Here is a 21,861-nt window from a genome sequence, read left to right on the forward strand (position 1 = left end):
GCGAGGAGCTCCTCGCCGGGCTCTCCGGCCGGGTCATCGAGATCGGCGCGGGCAACGGGCTGAACTTCGCCCACTATCCGAGCACGGTCTCGGAGGTCGTCGCGATCGAACCCGAGCGCCGGTTGCGGCAGCTGGCCGTGACCGCGGCGCTGCGTTCCGACGTACCGGTCGACGTGGTGCCGGGGGTCGCGGAGGCCCTGCCGGTCAAGAGCGAGGCGTTCGACGGGGCCGTCGTGTCCCTGGTGCTGTGCAGCGTACGAGACCTGCCGCGGGCCCTCGCCGAGATCCGTCGCGTCCTGCGACCCGGCGGTGAGCTGCGCTTCTTCGAGCACGGCAGGGGCGGCGGCCGGGCGATGGCGGCGGTCCAGCGCGTCCTCGACCGCACGGTGTGGCCACCGTTGTTCGGCGGCTGTCACGTGGGCCGGGACCCGGTCGGCGCGATCCGGGACGCGGGGTACGAACTGGGCCCGTACCGCCGGCTGCTGGTCCCCGACAAGGGGCCGCGGACGCCGAGTTCGTACTGCGTGCTGGGCACCGCTCGCCGCCCGTCCACCTCCTGAGGCCGCGTCCACACTCTGCAGCCGCACCGGAAGCCGTACTCCCGCTCAGCCCCTCACAGGCTCCACTGGCGCAGTTCGCGGGCGATGTCCTGCACCGTCGCCTCGCCCGTCTTGACCAGTCTGGCCAGGTCGCGGACCTGCTCGGGCGAGGTGACGATCTTCAGGCCGCTGGCGACGAGGTAGGCGTACGCGACGGCCATGGCGAACATCGCGTTCGAGCGTTCCAGCGCCGGGACGTGCAACAGGAGCTGGAGCAGCGCGGCGGCGCGGATCTGCGGCGTGTCGTAGACGGGAACCCCGAAGATCTCGGCGTCGTGCCGGCCGACGGCGGCGACGAGTGCTCCCCAGTCGGTGACCTGGGGATCTCCCGGTGTCTTCTGCTCGGCGACCATGAGGAGCCAGGCGAGGTCGACCCTGATGCCCAGTGGTTCGTTCGGTTCGTTCGGTTCGGTGGGTTCGGTCGGTTCGTTCAAGGGCTCAGCGACGGCCTTCCCGGTCCGTGCCGAACTCCTCGGCGAACACGGACTCGTACTGCTTCATGAAGTCGGCGGCGGCCTCGACGAAGGTGTGGCCGGATTCTCCGGTGTCCTGTCTGACCAGTTCCTCGATGTAGCGGTTGACGCTCATCCCGCGGGCCATGGCGCGTTCCCGCGCGGCCCGGGCGGTGCCCTCGTCCACGCGCACGTTCAGCTGGGTCTTGGCCATACGACGAAGCTAGCGCCGAAACGCTAGCTACGGCAAGCGGGTGGAGACCACCCGGTACTTCGGGGGGATACCGAGTGTGCCCCGGGTCACACTAGGCTCGCCCGCGGACACCGGAGTCCGACCTAGGAGGCGGCCTTGTCCACAGCAGCTGCGGAGCACGCCCTCGGGCGCACGGACGCCGAGGAGACGGCGGCCCGCGCCCGAGGTCTGACGAAGGCGTACGGGTCGGGTGAGACGACCGTGCTCGCCCTCGACTCGGTCGACGTGGACATCGCGCGGGGCCGCTTCACCGCGGTCATGGGCCCCTCGGGTTCCGGGAAGTCCACCTTGATGCACTGCCTGGCGGGTCTTGACACCGTTTCGGCCGGACAGGTGTGGCTGGGAGACACCGAGATAACCGGGTTGAAGGAGCGCGAGCTGACCCAGTTGCGCCGGGACCGGATCGGCTTCATGTTCCAGTCGTTCAACCTGATCCCGACCCTGAACGCGGTGGAGAACATCACGTTGCCCATGGACATCGCGGGCAAGAAGCCCGACGAGAAGTGGCTGAACCAGGTCATCGACCAGCTCGGCCTGCGCGACCGCCTCAAGCACCGGCCCGCGCAGCTCTCCGGCGGGCAGCAACAACGGGTGGCCTGCGCGCGGGCGCTCGCCTCGCGCCCCGAGCTGATCTTCGCGGACGAGCCGACGGGCAACCTCGACTCGCGCGCGGGCCTGGAGGTCCTCGGCTTCCTGCGGGACGCCGTGGACGCGCTGGGGCAGACCGTGGTCATGGTCACGCACGATCCGGGCGCGGCGGCCCACGCCGACCTGGTCCTCTTCCTCGGGGACGGGCGGATCGTGGACCAGATGGCCCGGCCCACGGCCGAGGCGGTGCTGGAGCGCATGAAGAGGTTCGACTCGATCCGCGGGACGTTCGAGGAAGACCCCGACCCCAATCCAGGCCCCAATCCCAATCCCGGCCCCGGCCCCGACCCCGACCCCGACCAGAAGAACGCTCTCGACCAGGGCATCGCCCCCGACAGGGACTGAGGCAGGCCGTCGTGCTGAAGGCGACACTCCGGAGTTTCCTCGCTCACAAGGGCCGGCTGCTGCTCTCGGCGCTGGCCGTCGTCCTGTCCGTGGCGTTCGTCGCGGGCAGCCTGATCTTCTCGGACACCGTCAGCCGTACGTTCGACCGGCTCTTCGCGTCCACGTCGGCCGACGTGACCGTGAGCCCGAAGGAGGATCTGGAGTCGCAGGTCCCCTCCGGGGCCGTCGAGACGGTGCCCACAAGTCTCGTGGACCGCATCGCGAAGGTCGACGGGGTCGCCCGCGCCCGCTCGGACGTGGCCGTCGAGAACGTCACCGTCGTCGACCGCGGCAACAAGTCGGTGGGCCCGACCACGGGCGCGCCCACCATCGCCGCCGACTGGTACATCACGGACCGCAGCCCCGTGCGGCTGACCTCGGGGCACGCCCCGCGCGGGCCCGGCGAGGCGCTCCTCGACGCGGACACGGCCGACAAGAAGCACGTACGCATCGGCGACCCGCTGACCGTGATCGCGCAGCCCGGGTCGTTCAAGGTGGAGGTCGTCGGCATCGCGACCTTCAGGACCACCAACCCGGGCGCCGCACTCGTCTTCCTCGACCCGGCCGTCGCGGCGGACAAGCTCCTCGGCAGGCCCGGGGTCGCCACCAGCATCCAGGTGGACGCGGCGCGGGGGCTGACCGACGCCCAGCTGAAGCGGCGCATCGCCGCGGAGGTCGGCTCCGGGACCTACGAGTTGGAGACCGCGGCCGAGCAGGCCGAGACGGCCGCGTCCCAACTCGGCGGATTCCTCGACGTGATCAAGTACGTGATGCTCGGCTTCGCCGGCATCGCGGTACTGGTCGGGGTCTTCCTGATCGTCAACACCTTCTCCATGCTGATCGCCCAGCGCACCCGCGAACTGGGCCTGTTGCGCGCGCTCGGCGCCGACCGGCGGCAGGTGCGCCGGTCCGTGCTCACGGAGGCGACGCTGCTGGGCCTGGTGGGTTCGACGCTCGGACTGGCCGCGGGCATCGGGCTGGCGTTCGGCCTGATCAAGCTCATGAGTGTGTTCGGCATGAACCTGAAGACCACCGAGATGGTCATCGGGTGGGGGACGCCTGTCGCGGCGTACGTGGTCGGGGTGGGCGTGACCTTCGTCGCGGCGTACCTGCCGGCCCGCCGGGCCGCCGGGGTGTCGCCGATGGCCGCGCTGGCCGACGCCGAGATCGCCGGTGTGGGGCGCCCGTTGCGCGTACGGGCCGTCGTGGGCTCGGTCGTCGGCGCGCTCGGCGCCGCCGCGCTGGTCGGCTGCGTGACGGCGACCAGGACCTCGTCCGCCGCCTCTCTCCTGGGCCTCGGTGTCGTCCTCACCCTCATCGCGACGGTGATCGCGGGGCCGTTGCTCGTCCGTCCGGTGATCCGGGTCCTCGGCGGGTTCTTCCCCGCCCTGTTCGGCTCGGTCGGCCGGATGAGCCAGCGCAACGCCCTGCGCAACCCGCGCCGCACGGGCGCCACCGCGGCCGCCCTGATGGTGGGCCTCGCCCTGGTCGGCGGCATGTCCGTGGCGAGCGCCTCCATGACCAAGTCGTTCGACGAGCAGATCGACAAGACGCTGGGCGCCGACTTCGTGGTGCAGAACGCCAACTTCATGCCGTTCCCGCAGGAGATCACCGAGAAGGTGGCGGCCACGGACGGCGCGGGACTCGTCGTACGGCAGCGGTTCGCGCCGGTCGCCGTCCGACTGCCGGACGGCGAACGCGTCGAGACGACCGCGTCCGGCTACGACCCGGAACTCGACGACGTGGCCCGCATCACCTACGTCGAGGGCAACACGGCCGCCGCGCTCGCGGCCGGCAACCTCGCCATGGACGCCGGCTTCGCCGAGGACCACGACGTGCGGCTCGGCAGCACGATCCCCGTCGAGTTCCCCGCCGGGCGCAGGACCGAGCTGAAGGTCGCGGCCCTGACCGACCAGGACGCCGCGGAGGGCTTCGGAACACAAGGAGGGCTGTTCTTCGGATTCACGACCGTCGAGAAGTACGTACCCGGCGGCCAGGACTCCGCGCTGTACGTGAACGCCTCTTCGGGCGCCTCGGACGACACCCTGCGCTCCCACCTCGACAAGACCCTCGACCCGTACCCGCAGGTGCAGGTGCGCGACCTGGCCGACTACAAGAAACTGATTCACGATCAGATCGCCGTGCTGCTCTACCTGGTGTACGCACTGCTGGGGCTCGCGATCGTCATCGCGGTGCTCGGCGTGGTCAACACCCTTGCCCTGTCTGTCGTGGAGCGCATCCGCGAGATCGGGCTGCTGCGCGCGATCGGGCTCGCCCGGCGGCAGTTGCGGCGGATGATCAGGCTGGAGTCGGTGGTGATCGCCGTGTTCGGCGCGGTCCTCGGACTGGCGCTCGGGCTCGTGTGGGGCGTGTGCGTGCAGCAGGTCCTCGCACTGCAGGGGATGACCGCGTTCGCGATCCCCTGGAGCACTCTCGTCGCGGTCGTCGTGGGCTCGGCCGTCGTGGGCATCGTGGCGGCACTGCTGCCGGCGCTGCGCGCGTCGCGCATGAACGTACTCGCCGCCATCGCGCACGAGTGACCGGTCCGAGGACGAGTGACCGGTCCACGGACGAGTGATCAGTCCACAGACAAGGAGAGTTCATGTCGCGCCGCTTCCGCTTCGGTGTCAGCCTGATCACCCCCGCTCCCGCCGAAGCATGGCGTGCCAAGTGCCGCCGGGCCGAGGAGCTCGGCTACGACGTGATCCTGGTCCCGGACCACCTCGGCATGCCCGCCCCCTTCCCGTCGCTGGTCGCGGCCGCGGAGGCGACCCGGCGACCGCGTCTGGGCACGTTCGTGCTCAACGCCGGGTTCTGGAATCCGGCGCTGCTGGCCCGCGAGGTCGCCACCACGGACGCGCTCACCGGCGGGCGCCTCGAACTGGGGCTCGGCACCGGCTACGTAGCGGCGGAGCACGACACGGCCGGGCTGCCGTGGGGTTCGCCGGGCGAGCGCGTGGACCATCTGCGGCGTACGGTCGAGGAGTTGGACCGGCTGCTCGGCTCACCCGATCACCAGCCGCGGGCGGAACAGAGGCGGGTGCCGCTGCTCATCGGCGGCAACGGCGACCGGATGCTGCGGCTGACCGCCGCGTACGCCGACATCGCTGCCTTCACCGCCGCGCGCACGGTACCGGGCAGCAGGACCGGGACACTGGAACCGCTCACCGTCGAGGAGATCGACGAGCGGGTCGCGGCCTATCTGCGCCTCGCCGCCGACCGCCCCGCGCCCGCCGAACTGAACCTGTTGGTCCAGATGGTCGCCGTCACGGACGACCCGGGGGCCGCCGTCCAGCCCCTGCTCTCCCGCCTCCCGCGTCTCACCGAGGAGCAGGTCCTGGAACTGCCGATCGTGCTGGTCGGACCGGTGGAGCGGATCAGGGAGAAGGTGCGCGCGGTCCGAGAACGGTACGGGTTCTCGTACCTGACGGTGCTGGAGCCGTACATGGAGGCCTTCGGGACGGTCATCGCGGGGCTCCGGGACGAGTGATTCCGTCCAGAGTGCGTCCGTCCAGAGTGCGTCCGTCCGGCGTGTGTCCGAATCGTGGAATTCGATGTCCATGACCGGCTCCCGTGATGGGATCGGGGCATGAGTGATCTTCGGATACGGGCCGCCGTGCCCGGCGACCTCGACGCCGTGCTCGCCTTCTGGAAGACCGCTGCCGAGGGCACCAGTATCAGCGACGACCGGGACGGCGTGGAGCGGCTGGTCGCCCGCGACCCCGAGGCGCTGATCCTCGCCGAGCGGGACGGGGAACTCGTGGGCACGGTCGTCGCCGGTTTCGACGGCTGGCGCTGTCATCTGTACCGGCTCGCGGTGGATCCGGCCCGGCGCCGCCAGGGCATAGGCTCGGCGCTCCTGACCGCGGCGGAGGAACGGTTCGTACGGCTCGGCGGGCGCCGCGGCGACGCGATGGTCCTGCGGCGCAACGAAAACGCGCACCATGCCTGGCGTGCCGCGGGGTACGCGCCGGAAGAGCACTGGCGGCGTTGGGTCAAGCCGCTGGCCGAGTGACAGCAGCGCAGCCGGGGCTTCACCGCTCCCCCGATCTCAAGGGACCCCATCTCCCAAGGGACCCATCGTCCCGCCAGGAAAGGTGTGAGCGTCCACCCATGGACGAGCCTTCCGACATCCGACGGCGCGGCGTCCCGCCGGGCGTCGCCCCGCCCGGCGTCGTCACGCGGCGTCGACACCGCGCGCTTCCCCCGCACCTGCCTGATCATGGGACGGAGGTGACCCGATGACAGAAGTGCTCCTCCTTGTCGTGGCCGTGCTGCTCTCGCTGGCCTGCGGCGCCTTCGTCGCGGCCGAGTTCTCGCTGACCACGGTCGAGCGCAGCCAGCTGGAACGGGCCGTCGAGCGCGGTGAGGTCGGCGCGGCGGGCGCCCTCAGGGCCGTACGGAATCTCACGTTCCAGCTCTCCGGCGCGCAGCTGGGCATCACCGTCACCAACCTGGTCGTCGGCATGCTCGCCGAGTCGTCCGTCGCCGAGCTGATCGCCGGGCCCCTCGAAGCGGCCGGGGTACCGGGCTCGGCGACCTCGTCGGTCGCACTGGTGATCGGTACGGCCCTGTCGACGGTCTTCCTGATGGTGGTCGGCGAGCTGGTGCCGAAGAACTGGGCGATCTCCTCACCCCTCGCCGTGGCCAAGCGGGTGGCGACGCCGCAGCGCTGGTTCAGCGCGGTGTTCCGGCCGTTCATCTCCCATCTCAACAACACCGCCAACCGTGTCGTACGCCGTTTCGGCATCGAGCCCGCCGAGGAACTGGCCTCCGCGCGCGGCCCGCAGGAACTGGTGGCCCTGGCCCGGCACTCCGCGAAGCTGGGCGCCCTGGAGGCGGACACCGCCGAACTGTTCGTGCGCACCCTGAACCTCGCCGACCTGACCGCGGAGAACGTCATGACGCCGCGTGTCCAGGTCGTCGCCCTCGCCGTCCAGGCGACCTGCGAGGACGTCGCGAACGCGACACGGGCGACCGGCCTCTCCCGCTTCCCCGTCCACCGCGGCAATCTCGACTCGGTCGTCGGGGTCGCACACATCAAGGACGTCATCGGCGTACCCGCCGACCGCCGGGCCCGCACCACCGTGTCGCAGGTGATGCGCGAGCCCCTGCTCGTACCGGAGACGCTGACGGTCGACCGGCTGCTGGACCGCCTGTCCGGTAAGCGCACGATGGCCGTCGTCATCGACGAGTACGGCGGCACCGCCGGGGTCGCCACCCTGGAGGACATCGTCGAGGAGGTCGTCGGCGAGGTGCGCGACGAGCACGACCCGCATGAGACACCCGACCTGGCCCCGGCAGGGACGGACGACGAGGGCCGCACGCTGTACTCGGCCGACGGGTCCGTCCGTGTCGACCGGCTCGCCCGCGTCGGACTGCGGGTGCCCGACGGGCCGTACGAGACGCTCGCGGGCCTCCTGGCGACGGAGCTCGGGCGCATCCCCGTCGAGTCGGACACGGTCGAGGTCGCCGGGTGGCGGCTGGACGTGGTGGACGCGTCGGGACGGCGGGCCGCGCGGGTGCTGATGCACGCGCCGGGCACCGGGGACACCCGTGCCGAAGAGGCCGGACCCGGATCCAGGGAAGCCGGATCCGAAGGAGGGCGGGGGCGATGACCGCCGTACAACTGCTGATCGGTCTGGCGACCCTGGTCGTGAACGCCTTCTTCGTGGCGGCCGAGTTCTCGCTGATCTCCGTGCGCCGCAGCCAGATCGAGCAGTCCATGGAAGGCGGGGAGGCGGCCGGGGACCGGCGGGCGCGCAGTGTGGTGTGGGGGCTGGAGCACGTGTCCGCGCTGATGGCGGCCGCGCAGCTCGGCATCACGCTGTGCACGCTGGTCCTGGGTGTGGTCGCCGAACCCGCGATCGCGCACCTGCTGGAGCCGGCCTTCCACGCGGTGGGTCTTTCGACCGGCACGGGGCACGCGATCTCGTTCGTGATCGCGCTCGCCCTGGCCACGTATCTGCACATGCTGCTCGGCGAGATGGTGCCGAAGAACATCGCCCTCGCCGAACCGGTACGGACCGCGCTGCTGCTGGGTCCGCCGCTGGTCGCCCTGTCGCGGGCGCTGCGGCCGGTGATCTTCACGGTCAACGCGTTCGCCAACGGGCTGCTGAAGCTGCTGCGCGTCGAGGTGCGCGACGAGGTGTCGGCGACCTTCTCCGACACGGAGCTGGCCCGCCTGGTGAAGGACTCCAGGGAGGCGGGGCTCATCGACAACCGAGCCCAGGAGCGTCTGCACGACGCCCTGGAACTGGGCCGGCGTCCCGTGCAGGACGTGGTGCTGCCCCGGGAAAACGTCGTCTACGCGCGCGTGGGCGTCACGCCCGAGCAGCTGGAGGCGCTGTCCGCCGAGTCCGGCTTCTCACGCTTCCCCGTCGTGGACGACGGACTGCGCATCGTCGGCTACCTCCACGTCAAGGACGCCCTGGACGCGATGCCGCGCGACCTGCCGTTCCAGGTCCGGGCCATGCGGTCCATCGCCCGCGTCCGGGAGAGCACGCCGCTCGACGACGTACTGACCGCGATGCGGCGCAGCCGTACGCACCTGGCGGCCGTGCTCGGCGCGGACGGACGGCTGGCCGGGATGGTGACGATGGAGGACGTGCTGAGGGAGTTGTTCGGCCGGCCGGTGTGACGGTCGCCGGGGCACCGGGGCACCGGCCGTGGTGACGTCCGTGGGGTCACCCGAGCTGCAGACCGGTTGGTATGTGTACGCGCTATTATTTCTTCCGCCATGCAGACGAATACCACCTACACCAGCCTTGTCGCGGTCGGCGACTCCTTCACCGAGGGCATGTCGGACCGCCTTCCCGATGGTTCGTACCGAGGCTGGGCGGATCTCCTCGCGGCCCGGATGGCCGCCCGGACGCCCGGCTTCCGCTACGCCAACCTCGCGGTGCGCGGCAAGCTCATCGGACAGATCGTCGCCGAGCAGGTGGACGTCGCGGTGGCGATGCAGCCCGATGTGATCACGCTGGTCGGCGGCCTCAACGACACACTGCGGCCCAAGTGCGACATGGTGCGCGTCCGGAGCCTCCTGGAAGAGGCCGTGGAGCGCCTGGCGCCGGCCTGCAAGCAGCTCGTCCTCATGCGCAGCCCCGGCCGGCAGGGTCCGGTCCTGGAACGGTTCCGCCCCCGCATGGAGGAACTGTTCACCTGCGTCGACGACCTCGCGTCCCGCCACGGCGCCCTCGTGGTCGACCTCTACGGAGCGCAGTCCCTGGGCGACCCCCGCATGTGGGACGTGGACCGGCTGCATCTGACGGGCGAGGGACACCGCCGGGTCGCCGAGGCGGTGTGGCAGGCGCTCGGGCACGCCGCGGAGGACACCGAGTGGCGCACTCCCATGGCGCCGTCCGCCCCACCCGGCTGGGCCGCCCGCCGGACCGCCGACGTGCGCTTCGCCCGCCAGTACCTACTGCCGTGGATCGGCCGCCGGCTGACCGGCCGCTCGTCGGGCGACGGCCGCCTGCCCAAACGCCCGGAACTGCTGCCGTACGAGGAGTACCGGGGGCCGGTGGAGTAGGCACTCTCGGCCGGTTCGGCGTCGCGGTCCGGCCCAGCGTTCCGGTCCGGCTCGGCGTTCCGGTCCGGCTCGGCGTCGCGGCTCGGTCGCTCCGCGGCGAGTGGCGTACGCGGCTAGCGTGCACCGCGTGTGCGTCGCATGATCGGGCTCGCCGGCCCCGCAGCGCGAACGGAGACTCCCGTGGCCACCACCGTGATCAACCTCAAGGGACACATCCACGACTTCGGCGCCCACTTGGAGCGGGCCCCGGCGGACCTGGTCTACGTCGGCCGGCGCTGGACGATGGGGCACTGGGACCTCCCCCAGCACCCGCTCTACAACCCGTTCGCCCCCGACACCGCGACCAAGAAGCGCGACGGGACCCGTGCCGAGGTGATGGCCCAGTACCGGGCGTACCTGCTCGGGCGCCCGGAGCTCCTCGCCCTGGTACCCGAACTGCGCGGCCGGACGCTGGCCTGCTGGTGCGCGCCGGAGCTGTGCCACGGCGACATCCTGGCGGAACTGGCCGACGCCGGGCCGGGGCCGTCCTAGACGGCAGCGCAGGCAACCGCAGGCACCGCAGGCCTGGCAGGTCCTCGTAGGTTCCGACGAACGGGGCCGTGGCGGTGGCCTGCGGGAACCGCCAGTAGAATCCGTGCCGGATTCTACTGTTCTGCATGTCTTTGCTGGTCAGACGCCATTGTCGCCGCATACTGAGAGATCATTTCTCACACAGGGGATCTTCGATCCCCCCCGTGGAAGCTGCCCCAGGAGACCGCCTCGCGAGCCTGGACGGCACGGAACTTCTTCAGGGCCTCCAGCACGGGCCTGGGCAGCGGGAACGGCCTACCCGGGCCCCCGCCCGGACCTGCGGGCACGCAGAGAACGGCCCCTTGGACAGTCCACCCGGGGGCGTTCGCGTGCTTGAGTTACTTCGCATACCCCTTGGGACGGTCGAGCAGCAGGACGTGAACGACCGCCGTGAGCATGAGGGCCCATACACAGACCGCGAACAGGACATTCACATCAGGCTGGACCACGGCGAAGCCGAAGACGATCGCACTGCCGAGGGTGTAGACGCCGGGCACCCGCGGGGGCACCACCCCTCGCTTCCAGGCGAAGACGAACGGCAGGAAGGCGAGGACGGACATGCTGACGAGTGGCAGCGCGGCCCATGCCCAGCGCTGCCAAGGCGCGTTGAACATTCGCAGGCGCGGCGTGTAGGTCATGTGGTTGTTCGTCACGGGATCCATGGATGCGGGCATGAGGTCGGGGTGGATCCCTGACGTCCTGATCATCTTGAGTTTCCGGATTCTCAGGACGGACGAGGAACATGGCGAACAAGCCCTTGTGGCGGCGTACTCGCGTATGTGTCACGTGTACGCCGACAACAGCTGACCGCGCCCCAGGCCGACGACCTCTACGAACTCGTCAGCGAGCGACAGGGCCGATCCCTGATCATCACCAGCAACCGGGCGCCCAGCGACTGAAATTGCCTCTTCCCCAACCCCGTCGTCGCCGAGTCGCTGCTGGACCGGCTGATCAACGCCAGCCACCAGGTCATCATGAACGGCCCCAGCTACCGGCCAAACAGGCGACCGAAGAATCCCACCGACAAACCCGGCACACCCTCGAAAGGCTGATCAGATCACCGGCGGCCCCGCCTCGATCCGGCGCATTACCGGGGGCAGGCGGCCCTGATCGGGGCCCGTCTGGACCTGCCGCTCGTCCCACCAAGTGGCGCCGGCGTCACGCAGCGGGCCGATCACGTCCTTGGCCTTCACGGCATCCGAGGGCGTGGCACCGCCGAGCACGAGCTCGAAAGGCCGCTCGGCCCCGCCCATACGGTGCTTGCGCACATAACCGGCAAGATCCCGAACCTCTGCCACATCGGGCACATGCCCATGCCGGGCCGTTTCGAAGAGAGGCACCGCCTCGTCCCACCGCGCTGCCCGCCGCATTGGCGGGCGACGCGGCCAGAACCCGCCGATCCACACCGGCGGACCAGGCCGCTGCACGGTTGCGGGCAGCAGCGTCACGTCCCGGACCTCGTAGTGCCGGCCATGGTGGTCCACCGGCTCGCCGGACCACCAGCACCTCAACAGCTCCAGCCCCTCGTCCAGCCGCTCGGCGAGGAGCTGTGGCTCAGCGGTGTCGCCGAAGTTGGGGATGTTGATGGAGAAGCGCATCCCAGCAGGATGCGCAACTGGCCGCGAAGGAGCAATCGTATTCTGATGCAGGCGGCTTCACGAGAGGACCCCGAAGACGCAGCACCATACGCACTCCACCGGGTTCCCCGACCCGAGGCCGGACCGACAGCAGAGCCGCCCCATCGGGCTCCGCATCCAAGCGAAGCCCGACTGCTGCCACGGGCACCGCCTGGGGAATTACGTGACCGTCGACACCAGGCCACGCCCCGGCCCGGCCTGAGCACGCAGTGGGCGTCACTCGACTACGTCGAAGCTCTGAGGGCTGTCGCAGAGTGACTTCCGGCTTCGATCTTGGTCAGTCGGGCTGTCTCGCGACGTCATCGAGTGGAACGGCGTTTCGGCGTTCGTGAGTGAGTTGTTTTCCGACAGCTCCCCGGGCCGCTCAGGGGTTGATCGGGTCCGGCGCATGCGTTCTCGGCCTTTTCGCGGGCCGAGAACGAGAGGTAACGCCGCCTCAGATGGTCGGGGTGTCGTCGACAATCGGCCTGTGAATCTCAATGACCGGCTTCCACCCCGCGGAGAACTCGATGAAGTCCGCACGGGTGGGGTAGGTGTCGATCGCGCGACGGTCACGCTTGGGGCTGTCGCTCCCCTTGCGCCCCCGGGAAGTCTGCTCCTCGAAGATGTCGACCTTCACGTCGGGAACCTCCGCGAGGCCCTGGCGCCAGATCTGCACGATGTCGGCGCCGAACGCCTGCCGGGCCGCAGCGTAGAGGGCCGTGAGGGCCCCCTTGTCCCCACCAGGGACGAAAAGTGCCAGGTCCAGCACGACACCGGCGGACTGGAGGACCTCGATGGTCACCGAGCCATTTTCTTCAGCCAAGTAGATTCCGGCTTCATCCGCGTCGTCAGGAAGGCAGGAAACCTCTTCCTGGAATACGGTTCTCGCCGTGATCGAGCCGCCCTCGAAAGCCTCACCGGACTTGGTCAGAAAAGCAGGGACATAGCAGCCGGGAACTTTGAGTTCTGCCGTGTCGGCGGAAACGAAGAGCCTGTCCTTCACGTCGAGCTTCGTCACCTCTTCCAGCGAGAGGCGGCGAGCGGCGATCTTCTCCGTGTTCACGATTTCCCTTTCAGGTTGCACTGTCCCTGCGAAACAAGGACGCTACCACGAAACCCTGAGGCCAATTGCCCAGTAATCTCTGGGTAAATCGCCTCCGGCGACCCGCACGGGAGGATACCGAAGCGAGTGTCACTCGGTCGGGAACACGCATCGCCAGGTAGTGTCCCTCGTCATGGCGTTGAAGATCAACTGGCAGTTGCGTTTCGGTACGTTGGGTACCGTAGAGGGACCATAGGAGAGTTTACGGTAGAAATCGCCCATATCCCATTCAGGGAGGTGGCGGTGAGGTAAGGGCAATCATTTGCCCTGCACCCCGAAGAGCGCAGCGGAAACCGGCCGGATGGTTCGACAACGCAACAACGGAGACCCCACCGGCGACACCTGGATGGAGCGCGAACCGGAAGTCGCGCACTACCGCGCCCTCTTTGGCCAGGGCTTCGGCGTAGTCGGCTGACGCCCGGTTGCTGATGTCTCGTCACGTTGGGCGGGATTCGTACACAGCAGGCATGGACGTCCGCGATCACGGAATTTCCTGCGCTCTGTGACCTTGTACTGCCCGTGCCTGCCGATGCATCATTTCTGTTCTCCCCTGCCTCTGAACCGCTCGGACCGCATCCGGAAGATACCGGATAGCAGTTGCAGGTTTTCCGCTTGAGCTCTTGTCTCAGGTCAACGAGATCCTCAGTAAGTCCCATCGTTGCAGTTCAAGAGCACTTCCGTTCTTCTGATCAACTCTTGGGGCAGACCACCTCGCCAAAGCACGAGGCTAGCGCCCCTCCATACGCACAGAACAGATGGAAGCCACCCGCTCTGCGGTATCGCACCGGAATACGACCGTGTCCGGTTCCTGGAACTCCGTCAGCCCACGCGGCCGCATTGTCTGGTGCGGGAGTATCGGACTGTGCCAACCAAAGGCTTCGACGTCCCGCACCGGGTACTCCGCCATGGCGTCACGTACCCGGCGCCGATGTGATCGACGACCCCTGGGCCAACGCCTCGACGGGGGACACCTGGGTCGACGCACACCTCTTGCCGGTTCCCGCCCCGTCGCTCGGCGTGATGTCGACGATGATGACAATCTCGCCGGATGGATTCCGGGGTGCCGTGGCCATCCGGCGCGCGTAGCTACGCGGCGCGGTTGCCTCGTGGCGGCCTTCTCGCGTTGCCCACGACACCCGTATCGTCCGAGCCGGGGCAGGAACGGGTTGACCGAGCACAGGAGCGCGCGGTGCCCTCCCTGCGCCGGCGCTACTGGCGATCCGCGCGAGGGACGTGGTCCACGTGGAAGGTCAGCCCGGCAACGGTGCCCGACTGGATGACAGGACCGTGCTGGACTCCTCCGCTGATGTGGTTGTCCACCGTGCGCCGGCTGTCTGCCGCGGACGCCGAGAGTTGCAGTAACGAGGGCAGCAGAGCGCGCAGGGCCTCGTCGCTGCCGTCGTCGGCTTCCGCGAGTCGGCGCAGACGGTCACCGTATCGTCGGCTGATCTCGCGGGCGGTCCGTTCACGTTCCGTGACATCGGCGGCGAGGAGCCGGGTCCTCGCCTCCTGCAGGTCGTCGAACGTGTCGGGGGCCGCGTCTGTGCGGGTCAGGTACTGACCGACGAGTTCCCGGGCGTGTGTCCAGGAGTCGGTGACCATGAGGGAGACCAGTGTGGTGGCGCCCGACGCCGCGAGTACGGCCAGTTCGCTGTCCATGTGTCTTCTCCTAGGCGAGGGGGGAGCCCGGGGCGGGCGCCTCGTCGTCGTCCGGAGCAAGGGACGCCGGCGGATCGAAGCGGTGCTGGATCTCCTCGGCGGTCTCGTGGCGGTTCTGCTCCTTGATGAGGCCCGCGATCTGTGCGGCGAGCATCGGGCGGCGTACGTCCCCCTCGGTGAAACCGATGCTGTCGAGGAAGTCGGAGAGATGCGTCGTGGCCGTCTCCCGTCCCTGTGGCGCTGGGGGAGGCGCCTCCCCGGGAAAGTCCGACGCCGTCGGCTCGCCGGCCTGCTGAGAGATCAGATCCTGAAGCCGCTCGGGAACGTCGGTGTCATTGGCCGCCGAGGTGAGCTGAGCGAGCAGGGCCAGGTCGTTCACCGTACGTTCCACATGCTCGTCGTTCCTGGCGAGCCACCAGACCACGGCGCTGCCGGTGTCCTTCAGGACGTCCTCGCCCAAGTACCGGCGTCTGCTCTGCTCGTACTTGCGTTGGTGCGCCCAGACCTCTTCGTCCTTGCGTACGCCGGCGAGCTTGTCGAGGCGCTCCTGGTCCTGCTGTACCAGGACGAGCTGGATGTTCTCCGCCATCGCCTGGAGGTGCCCGGTGGGCTCGGGCAGCATCCGGCTGAGGGCGCCGGACAGTTCCTGCTCGACGAGTGAGGCCCGGTCCGGTTCTCGTTGCTCGGTGACGGCGCGGGCCCGCTTCAGGACCGCGTCGACTGCGAGGCCCGCCGGGTTGAGAACGGGGGCACTCGTGGGAGCGTCGACGAGGTACCAGCGCACCCTCGCGGAGAAGACGAAGTCGTAGTCGGCCCACTTGCTGGGCAGTACGACCTGGCTGACGCGGTGTTCCGTGCGTTCCATGGGGGCGGCCGTGAGCTGCTCCTCGAAAGCCACCGGTACTGTGCCGCGGCGCATCGCGGCGATCCGGAAGACGGCTGCGGGGACGACGAGCAGCAGCACTGCCAGCAGTGGCCAAGCCCATGCGGGCCACCGCTGCGTCAGACCGATGATGCTCAGCAGGAGACCGCTCAGAACGGTGAGGAAGACGGTTGTGGTTTTCCGTGCGGTGGTCATGGTCGAGTCCCCCTGGGTGAGGTCGTCGGCGGTGTGGCCGGAGCGATGCCTTGAGCCGCGCTGATCTTGTGGAGCAGCAGACCGGTGGTCTCCGCGGCCCGTGCCGCATCCCCCGGGCCGGTGCGCTCGGCGTCGCGGGCGCACGCGTACAGCAGAGCGAAGACCTCGCCCCGTTTCTCCGTGCACCGCTGTGCCGCGTTGACGAGGAGGTCCAGCAGGAGCCCGCCGTGCGGTCCGGTGTCGGCGGCCGCCCAGTGGAGCCAGCGTCGCGCTTCGGCCTGCCACTGCGGAGGCGGCAACTCGGCCAGTACCGCGTTCCAACAGGTTGTCAGGGAGCCCTGCGCGCCCTGTTCATCGATCAGCGTGTGCGAGGTGCCGGTGTGCTGCGTCAACAGTTCGGGGTCGCTGGTCTGGAGGAAGATCCCGAGGTTGGCGGGTGAGAAGTCGGAATGGGCGAGACGGTCGAGCAGCACGCGGTGCAGTCGGCGGCTGCGCGCCACCAGCTCGCACAGCGCCTGCCGGGCACGCGTCGTGCCGCGCTCACGCCGGGCCAGGTGGTAGAGCCTGACCAGGGCTTGATCGGGATGACTGGTCGCCAGGACGTCGGCACAGACGCGGACCAGCACCTGCGCGAGCTCCCCCTTCAGGCTCCGTTTGGCGCACCACTGGTAGGTCTGCTCACGGAAGTCCCTGGCGTGCACCGGGTCCGCCAGCCCGCAGGTGAGTGCATGAACGGCCGCCTCCAGGCGAGGGCGGCTCGTCCCACCGGTGCTCCAGCCTTCGATGAGGGCCCCCAGCCCGTCCGCACGTCCGGTCCGCAGATATTCACCGGCCACTCGTTCCACCAGGCCGTCGCGTACGACGGGGACGACGTGCGGGTCGTTCAGCTCCACCACACTCGCCGCCCAGGTGCCGAGGTGAGGGCGGAGATCGGGCATGTGGTCCCAGAAATGGGCACGAACGGCGGAGTCGAAGTCCAGCCTCTCGAACCGGACCTGTCCGTTGGGAGTGGCAGTGGCCGAGATCTCAAGCAGTCGCTCGGCGAGGTCCCGGTGCTGCAGCGGCGAGTCGCCCTCCGACGGAGGACCGAGGGCGCTCAGCAGTTGCTCGGCCGCGCGGTGAACGACATCGGCATGCGCCCCGTGCAGCATGGACACCGCGATCAGCAGGGCCCGTTGCGGCGCATCCCGTAGCTTGGTGACGAGCGCGGCGGCTTCCCGTCGGCCGTCGTTTCGCGCCCGCCAGGCCGCCTCGCACCACTGACCGAATCCGTCTCCGGGCTGACCGGCCTCGCGTGCTCGGCGCACCAGGTCGGCGAATTCCGCGATCTCCCGCATCGGCCTGTTCGCCGTCAGGAATCCGGCGACGGTGCCGTCCGGCCGGAGATATTGCTCAGGCGGCACACCGTGCAGGCGCAGATGCCGCCGGAGAACGCCGATTCCGAGTGGCCGTTCGAGCACCACGCGGCAGTACTGCAGGTCCGGGTCGAGAATGCCGCGGGGCGGCATGACCACGACCAGGTGAGCCCGCTGCTCGTGCACGGCCTTGCGCAGCGCCGGGAGGTCGGCCTGGGCCGCGACCCAGCGGCGGTCGTCCGCGGCGGACAGGTCCAACAGCAACTGATCACCGGTCCCGACCAGAGCGGGGTCCTGGAGGGACAGCTCCCCCTCCTCACCGGGCAGGAGCTCGTGGAAGACACCACTGTCCCGGTGATGTTCGTGCAGCAGTACGCGGGCCGCAGCCGACCGGCCGATGCCCGAGGCACCGTCCAGGATGACGGTGCCGGTGTCGGCGAGTACGGCACGAGCCTCGGCCATACGCGGCGGAGCGACCAGTACGTAGCGCAGTCGGCGGAGTTGGTCCTCGGCGATGCGGCGGAACGCCGGCTTGTCCGAGTCCTGCAGTTGCGTTCCGATGTAGACGTCGCCGGGGCCCGTGACCGTGACGCCCGAGTCCCGGACCCAGGTACTGGTGTGCTGGCTCACCGGTCCTTGTCCTCGTGACCGTCCCGTTCACCGAACCGGTGCTGGACGGCACCGTGGTGGTCGCCCTCGGAGTACGACATCCCGTCACCGCCCGAGACATGACGTGAATGCGAGTAGATGTTGCCGTTCCCGGTGTGGACAGGACCGTGGGCGCCCTTGACGACCGTGCCGACGTCACCGGTGAAGTCACGGCTCTGTACGGCTGTGCCGCTCACGGTTCCGATGGAATTGGTCACGCTGCCCGGCGCGGGCGTCCCCGCCTCGGTCCCGGACCGGTCGTCAAGGCCGGAAATCAGGTCGGCCATCAGGTCACCGATGCGCGCGACGCACACCTCGGTGTCACCGGAGTCGAACGCGATGGACTGGAGATCGGCGAGCCGGTGCAACGCGGTCGGCAGGTCAGCCTTGCTCAGCCGACTGGTTTTGCGTCCATCCAGAACAGGGACCACCGGGACCTCACATGTGAAAGCCTCCTCGATCTCCTTGCGCACCCAGTCCTTGGGGTCCTCCAGTCGGGTACGGAAATTCGTCCAGTCCGGTCCGATGACGGCCAGGAGTACGGAGCTGCGCCGTACCGCGGCCAGTAGCCGTTCGGGCCAGCTTTCACCGGGGACGATGGACTGTGACGCGTGGAACGCGTATCCCGGGCCGAAGCGGTGCGACAGCCCTTGACGCAGTAGGGCCGCGGTCTTCTCCCCGTCCCCGGTGCGGTAGTTGATGAAGATTTCGCTCATGACGGTGACTCCTCAAGAGGGGTGGTCGGGCGTGACAAGGTGCCGAGCCGCGGTGCCAGCCGGCGTACCGGTGGATGGTCCGGGTAGCGGCCCAGCACCCGGACGAGCCGTCGGAGATCGGTCGTGACGGTCGCCGAGCGCACCGCCGTCACGCCGTCGAGCAGTGGCTCCGTCAGCGCGCAGGCGTGGTCGATCTCGCCGGCGCAGGCATAGGCGAGCGCGCGGCGTACGCCGTACCGGACCTGTGTACGCACCGCGTCGGGGCCGACCAGAGTGAGCTGCCGGTCCAGTTCCTCGCCCGCCTCGCGCGGCCGCCCGAGATCGACGAGGCACCAGCCCGTGACCATGCCGACCGAATCGGGAAGATGCATAGAGCCGAGCACCGGGCCGTCGACGTCGTTCCGGTCGGCGAGCAGAGTACGAGCCCGGTCCAGGGCACGTAGACAGGCGCCGACATCACCGGCGAGGGCATGACCCTGCGCTTCGCGCTGTGCGGCGAGACCGCGGATCCGTGACGGCAGCACACCGCTCTGCGCCCGGCGGGCCAGCGCGATCGTCTGCTCGGCGTCCTCCCGGTACAGCGTGACCAACGCCCTGCGCACCAGCGCATAACCGGCCAGTACCTGATCACCGCCGGCGGCGGCCAGGTCGACCGCGCGCTGTGTCCACCACAGCGCCGCACGCTCGTCCCCGGTCTCCTGCACCAGCCAGCCCACGTATTCGGCGTACCGGGAACCGAGCGCCAGCAGGCGGCGCCTGGTGGAGCTGTCGCTCTGCGCCGACAGCTCCCGCAGCGTGTGTGTCTGCGCGATCAGAACGGGCAGGAGCAGGCCGGGTTCCACGGTCTGACCGAGTCTGCGGTAGTGCGTGAACAGGGAGCGTGAGGCTTCCAGCATGCCGGCGCCGACGGCCGGGGAAGCCGGACCCGAGCCGTCCGACCTCCAGGTCATCAGCGAGGCGACACCCGCATTCATTACCTCACGCCGGCCCACGGGCCCGAACGAGTTCGGGCCGTCCGGTGACAACTGCATCATCCAGTTCTCCTCCTCGACCCGGCCTGGCGCCGACACGGCAGGTGAGCCGACAGCGGTAGGGGTGCTCAGGGCGATCAGTGCCCCGTCGGCACCGAGTGCGGCGTCGCACAGCCGCGCGAGATCACGGCTGGGCGCCTTAATGCCCCGCTCGACCTTGCTGAGCTGCGCCTTGCTGTAGTGCACGAGACCGGACAGGTACGTCAGGCTCAGTCCGGCCTCCAGACGCCGCTTCCTCAGTTCCTCGCCGAACGGGGCGGACGGATGTGGCACGGGAACCTCCCAAACCCGGTCGTCCGGGCTGAGGCGGTGCTGCACGGAAGAGTGCGGCACCAACTCCCGGACGGACAAGGCGATCGAAGCTGTTTCCCGTTTCCTTCTCCGCCAGCGGGGTGCGGCAAGCTCGTGCGGGGCAGTCGGGTTCCCCAAGGGCCGGTGCTCGTGTTTCCGGCGGACGGCTGGGTCGCCTTCGTTTCAGTGGGTGCGAGTGGGCGCTCGGGCGCCTGATGCGAGCTGCGGTCCGTACGGCACCATGGATCCGCACGACGACCCGAAGGAGAGCAGAAGGTGGCCCTCGACGCGCCCCCGCCCACGCGGCCAGGCCCGCGGCACAGCCGACGAGCCGCTCCGCCATCAGGAACGTAGCCGCGTTTCCTGGAGCCGCTGAGCCGAACAAGCGACACCGAGGAAGGCGACGGTGTCTCCACGGTTTGCGGGCTGCTGAAGACGATCACCATCCGCATGCCACACACTGAGCGTCCTCTCCCGCTGGCCGGGCAGATACGGGTGCGGTGCGCATCATGTGCGGTGTGGGCGTTACAGGCGATATCTTGACGCTGAAATAGCGCTCGTTCTGGTGGGGTGTCAGGCGCCTTGTCGGGCAGGTCAGACCCTGTCGAGGTGGCGAGCATCGATGGGGCCCTGAGGGCTGTCGACGCTGAGCGCAGACCTGCTGAGTCCTGCTGGTCAGATGTCCCGGAAGAGACCAGTGAACGCGGTGACTTGCCGCGATGAGGGGCTGGTGGTCGCTGACCTGCGCGAATGGCCTTTCGGCTGTTTCACGCTCGTGTCGCTTGATGGGACCGGAAGTCCCCGAAAAGTCCCAGGGGGCTCCACGGCTGAGGGGTGTCTTTCGGCTCTATACGTCAGTACAGACTCGTCTACCGGTAGTTCGTTAAAAGATCATCTCATTTGGTCTCGGCGGTAGCCTGAGGGTGTGTTGATGGTTAAACGTCTGGTCCCGGACGGGTTGTGGCAGCTGTTCCAGCGGGTGGTGCCGGAGGTGCCGTCGCGTCCGCAGGGTGGTGGCCGACGCCGGTACGGCGACCGTGAGGTGCTGGCCGCGATCATCTTCGTGGCGACAACGGGCTGTACGTGGGCGCAGGTCCCGCCGATTTTCGGGCCGTCCGGTGCGACGGCCCATCGCCGGTTTGCGGAGTGGTCGAAGGCCCGGGTGTGGGCGAAGCTGCACCGGCTGGTGCTCGAAGAGCTTGGCTCGCGGGGCGACCTGGACTGGTCGCGGTGCGCGATCGATTCGGTGAACATGCGGGCCCTGAAAGGGGGGAGCTGACGGGTCCGAATCCTGTGGATCGGGGCAAGAAGAGGTCGAAGATCCACCTGATCACCGAGCGGACCGGACTGTCCCTCTCCGTCGGGGTCTCCGCTGCCAACCTGCACGACAGCCAGGCCCTGGAGCCGCTCGTGCGGGGCATACCACCCATCCGCTCCCGCCGCGGCCCGCGCCGGCGCAAGCCCGCCAAGCTCCACGGCGACAAGGGATACGACAAGGGATACGACTACGCCCATCTGTGGAAATGGCTCCGCGAACGTGGCATCCGGCACCGCATCGCCCGCAAGGGCATCGAGTCCTCCAAGCGGCTGGGCCGTCACCGTTGGGTGATCGAGCGGACCATGGCCTGGCTCGCCGGCTACCGTCGCCTGCACCGCCGCTACGAGCGCAAGGCGGAGCACTTCCTGGCCTTCACCAGCATCGCCTGCACCCTCATCTGCTACCGCCGACTCGCCAATTGAGATGACCTCTGAAAGCCGCGGCTTCGGGTCAGCAGGGAAGCCTCCATCTCTGGGAGAAGTGCCGGAGAGCCGGTTGGTCATCTTCGCCGAGCGTTCCTAGGCTGACTTGGCGTCAAGCGGATCGTGCAACGTGCTGGGTGACTGGAGTGCGCCGGGGCATTCATGTGTCTTGTGCTGTTGGGGGT

General features: G+C 69.1%; 19 protein-coding genes and 3 pseudogenes. 12 read left to right on the forward strand and 10 right to left on the reverse strand.

Annotated elements, in window-relative coordinates; genetic code table 11:
• Positions 1-560: class I SAM-dependent methyltransferase (locus AOK01_RS11440; protein ID WP_055510859.1), on the forward strand; the 560-nt coding region annotated here is incomplete at its 5' end.
• A gap of 53 nt (positions 561-613) precedes the next feature.
• Here the strand turns inward: AOK01_RS11440 and AOK01_RS11445 are convergent.
• Both AOK01_RS11445 and AOK01_RS11450 read right to left on the reverse strand, forming a co-directional pair.
• Positions 614-952 (reverse strand): hypothetical protein, encoded by a 339-nt coding sequence (locus AOK01_RS11445; RefSeq protein WP_055510874.1) that lies wholly within the window; start codon positions 950-952, stop codon positions 614-616.
• Between the two features lie 85 nt (positions 953-1,037).
• Entirely contained in the window at positions 1,038-1,265 is a 228-nt protein-coding gene (locus AOK01_RS11450; protein ID WP_055510860.1) for a hypothetical protein, read from the reverse strand.
• A gap of 135 nt (positions 1,266-1,400) precedes the next feature.
• On the opposite strand from AOK01_RS11450, the gene AOK01_RS11455 reads away from it, so the two are divergent.
• The 8 genes from AOK01_RS11455 (at position 1,401) to AOK01_RS11490 (ending at position 10,398) form a co-directional block, all read left to right on the forward strand.
• Entirely contained in the window at positions 1,401-2,297 is an 897-nt protein-coding gene (locus AOK01_RS11455; protein WP_245702208.1) for an ABC transporter ATP-binding protein, read from the forward strand.
• 11 nt (positions 2,298-2,308) lie between these two features.
• A complete protein-coding gene (locus AOK01_RS11460; protein WP_055510861.1) occupies positions 2,309-4,876 on the forward strand; it encodes an ABC transporter permease in 2,568 nt (855 codons plus the stop codon).
• A gap of 62 nt (positions 4,877-4,938) precedes the next feature.
• On the forward strand, positions 4,939-5,826 hold the full coding sequence (locus tag AOK01_RS11465; protein ID WP_055510862.1) for an LLM class F420-dependent oxidoreductase: 888 nt from the start codon (positions 4,939-4,941) through the stop codon (positions 5,824-5,826).
• A 99-nt stretch (positions 5,827-5,925) separates the two neighbouring features.
• On the forward strand, positions 5,926-6,351 hold the full coding sequence (locus AOK01_RS11470; RefSeq protein WP_055510863.1) for a GNAT family N-acetyltransferase: 426 nt from the start codon (positions 5,926-5,928) through the stop codon (positions 6,349-6,351).
• 226 nt (positions 6,352-6,577) lie between these two features.
• Positions 6,578-7,954 carry a hemolysin family protein gene (locus AOK01_RS11475; RefSeq protein ID WP_055510864.1) on the forward strand — a complete coding sequence of 459 codons (1,377 nt, stop codon included), beginning with the start codon at positions 6,578-6,580 and terminating at the stop codon, positions 7,952-7,954.
• The gene (locus AOK01_RS11480) at positions 7,951-8,976 is read left to right on the forward strand and encodes a hemolysin family protein (RefSeq protein ID WP_055510865.1); all 1,026 of its coding nucleotides are present in this window, start codon (positions 7,951-7,953) and stop codon (positions 8,974-8,976) included. Before AOK01_RS11475 ends, AOK01_RS11480 begins: the two co-directional genes overlap by 4 nt.
• A 99-nt stretch (positions 8,977-9,075) precedes the next feature.
• Positions 9,076-9,867: an SGNH/GDSL hydrolase family protein gene (locus tag AOK01_RS11485; RefSeq protein ID WP_055510866.1), complete on the forward strand. Its 792-nt coding sequence runs from the start codon at positions 9,076-9,078 to the stop codon at positions 9,865-9,867.
• A gap of 180 nt (positions 9,868-10,047) precedes the next feature.
• On the forward strand, positions 10,048-10,398 hold the full coding sequence (locus AOK01_RS11490) for a DUF4326 domain-containing protein (protein ID WP_055510867.1): 351 nt from the start codon (positions 10,048-10,050) through the stop codon (positions 10,396-10,398).
• 377 nt (positions 10,399-10,775) lie between these two features.
• On the opposite strand, the gene AOK01_RS11495 is transcribed toward AOK01_RS11490, so the two are convergent.
• The gene (locus AOK01_RS11495) at positions 10,776-11,111 is read right to left on the reverse strand and encodes a hypothetical protein (protein ID WP_157871264.1); all 336 of its coding nucleotides are present in this window, start codon (positions 11,109-11,111) and stop codon (positions 10,776-10,778) included.
• A gap of 123 nt (positions 11,112-11,234) precedes the next feature.
• On the opposite strand from AOK01_RS11495, the pseudogene AOK01_RS46515 reads away from it, so the two are divergent.
• A pseudogene (locus tag AOK01_RS46515) lies at positions 11,235-11,489 on the forward strand (ATP-binding protein); the annotation flags it as partial.
• Here AOK01_RS46515 and AOK01_RS11500 read toward each other — a convergent pair.
• Positions 11,490-12,011: pseudogene (locus AOK01_RS11500) on the reverse strand (LLM class flavin-dependent oxidoreductase); the annotation flags it as partial.
• A 499-nt stretch (positions 12,012-12,510) separates the two neighbouring features.
• Complete coding sequence (locus AOK01_RS11505; protein WP_055510869.1) at positions 12,511-13,119, reverse strand: hypothetical protein; 609 nt, start codon at positions 13,117-13,119, stop codon at positions 12,511-12,513.
• 910 nt (positions 13,120-14,029) lie between these two features.
• On the opposite strand from AOK01_RS11505, the pseudogene AOK01_RS44920 reads away from it, so the two are divergent.
• Positions 14,030-14,244 (forward strand): annotated as a pseudogene (locus AOK01_RS44920) (peptidase C39 family protein); the annotation flags it as partial.
• A 123-nt stretch (positions 14,245-14,367) separates the two neighbouring features.
• Here AOK01_RS44920 and AOK01_RS11510 read toward each other — a convergent pair.
• The 5 genes from AOK01_RS11510 to AOK01_RS11535 are packed head-to-tail and all read right to left on the reverse strand — an operon-like array spanning position 14,368 to position 19,918.
• Positions 14,368-14,817, reverse strand: a complete 450-nt coding sequence (locus AOK01_RS11510; protein ID WP_055510870.1) for a hypothetical protein — start codon at positions 14,815-14,817, stop codon at positions 14,368-14,370.
• A 10-nt stretch (positions 14,818-14,827) separates the two neighbouring features.
• The gene (locus tag AOK01_RS44925; protein WP_245702210.1) at positions 14,828-15,895 is read right to left on the reverse strand and encodes a hypothetical protein; all 1,068 of its coding nucleotides are present in this window, start codon (positions 15,893-15,895) and stop codon (positions 14,828-14,830) included.
• Positions 15,892-17,880, reverse strand: coding sequence for a hypothetical protein (locus AOK01_RS11525; protein WP_055510871.1), 1,989 nt, complete (start codon positions 17,878-17,880; stop codon positions 15,892-15,894). The genes AOK01_RS44925 and AOK01_RS11525 overlap by 4 nt, the downstream gene beginning before the upstream one ends.
• Entirely contained in the window at positions 17,877-18,614 is a 738-nt protein-coding gene (locus AOK01_RS11530) for a toll/interleukin-1 receptor domain-containing protein (protein WP_055510872.1), read from the reverse strand. The genes AOK01_RS11525 and AOK01_RS11530 overlap by 4 nt, the downstream gene beginning before the upstream one ends.
• Complete coding sequence (locus AOK01_RS11535) at positions 18,611-19,918, reverse strand: helix-turn-helix domain-containing protein (RefSeq protein ID WP_055510876.1); 1,308 nt, start codon at positions 19,916-19,918, stop codon at positions 18,611-18,613. Before AOK01_RS11535 ends, AOK01_RS11530 begins: the two co-directional genes overlap by 4 nt.
• Positions 19,919-20,867: 949 nt before the next feature.
• Between AOK01_RS11535 and AOK01_RS11545 the strand changes: the two genes are divergently transcribed.
• Positions 20,868-21,676 (forward strand): IS5 family transposase gene (locus AOK01_RS11545; RefSeq protein WP_107099794.1). Its coding sequence is split into 2 segments (ribosomal slippage): positions 20,868-21,210 and positions 21,210-21,676, totalling 810 coding nucleotides; the frame shifts between segments, so codons are not numbered across the junction.
• Positions 21,677-21,861: the final 185 nt, after the last annotated feature.

Origin of the sequence: Streptomyces aurantiacus (genome assembly GCF_001418335.1) — a bacterium.
Lineage (GTDB): Bacteria > Actinomycetota > Actinomycetes > Streptomycetales > Streptomycetaceae > Streptomyces > Streptomyces aurantiacus.

What these genes read in the sequence shown, in the direction of transcription:
- AOK01_RS11445 (WP_055510874.1), bottom strand. Translation starts at nt 952, where the DNA reads ATGGTCGCCGAGCAGAAGACACCGGGAGATCCCCAGGTCACCGACTGG.
- AOK01_RS11450 (WP_055510860.1), bottom strand. Translation starts at nt 1,265, where the DNA reads ATGGCCAAGACCCAGCTGAACGTGCGCGTGGACGAGGGCACCGCCCGG.
- AOK01_RS11465 (WP_055510862.1), top strand. Translation starts at nt 4,939, where the DNA reads ATGTCGCGCCGCTTCCGCTTCGGTGTCAGCCTGATCACCCCCGCTCCC.
- AOK01_RS11470 (WP_055510863.1), top strand. Translation starts at nt 5,926, where the DNA reads ATGAGTGATCTTCGGATACGGGCCGCCGTGCCCGGCGACCTCGACGCC.
- AOK01_RS11475 (WP_055510864.1), top strand. Translation starts at nt 6,578, where the DNA reads ATGACAGAAGTGCTCCTCCTTGTCGTGGCCGTGCTGCTCTCGCTGGCC.
- AOK01_RS11480 (WP_055510865.1), top strand. Translation starts at nt 7,951, where the DNA reads ATGACCGCCGTACAACTGCTGATCGGTCTGGCGACCCTGGTCGTGAAC.
- AOK01_RS11485 (WP_055510866.1), top strand. Translation starts at nt 9,076, where the DNA reads ATGCAGACGAATACCACCTACACCAGCCTTGTCGCGGTCGGCGACTCC.
- AOK01_RS11495 (WP_157871264.1), bottom strand. Translation starts at nt 11,111, where the DNA reads ATGCCCGCATCCATGGATCCCGTGACGAACAACCACATGACCTACACG.
- AOK01_RS11510 (WP_055510870.1), bottom strand. Translation starts at nt 14,817, where the DNA reads ATGGACAGCGAACTGGCCGTACTCGCGGCGTCGGGCGCCACCACACTG.
- AOK01_RS44925 (WP_245702210.1), bottom strand. Translation starts at nt 15,895, where the DNA reads ATGACCACCGCACGGAAAACCACAACCGTCTTCCTCACCGTTCTGAGC.
- AOK01_RS11530 (WP_055510872.1), bottom strand. Translation starts at nt 18,614, where the DNA reads ATGAGCGAAATCTTCATCAACTACCGCACCGGGGACGGGGAGAAGACC.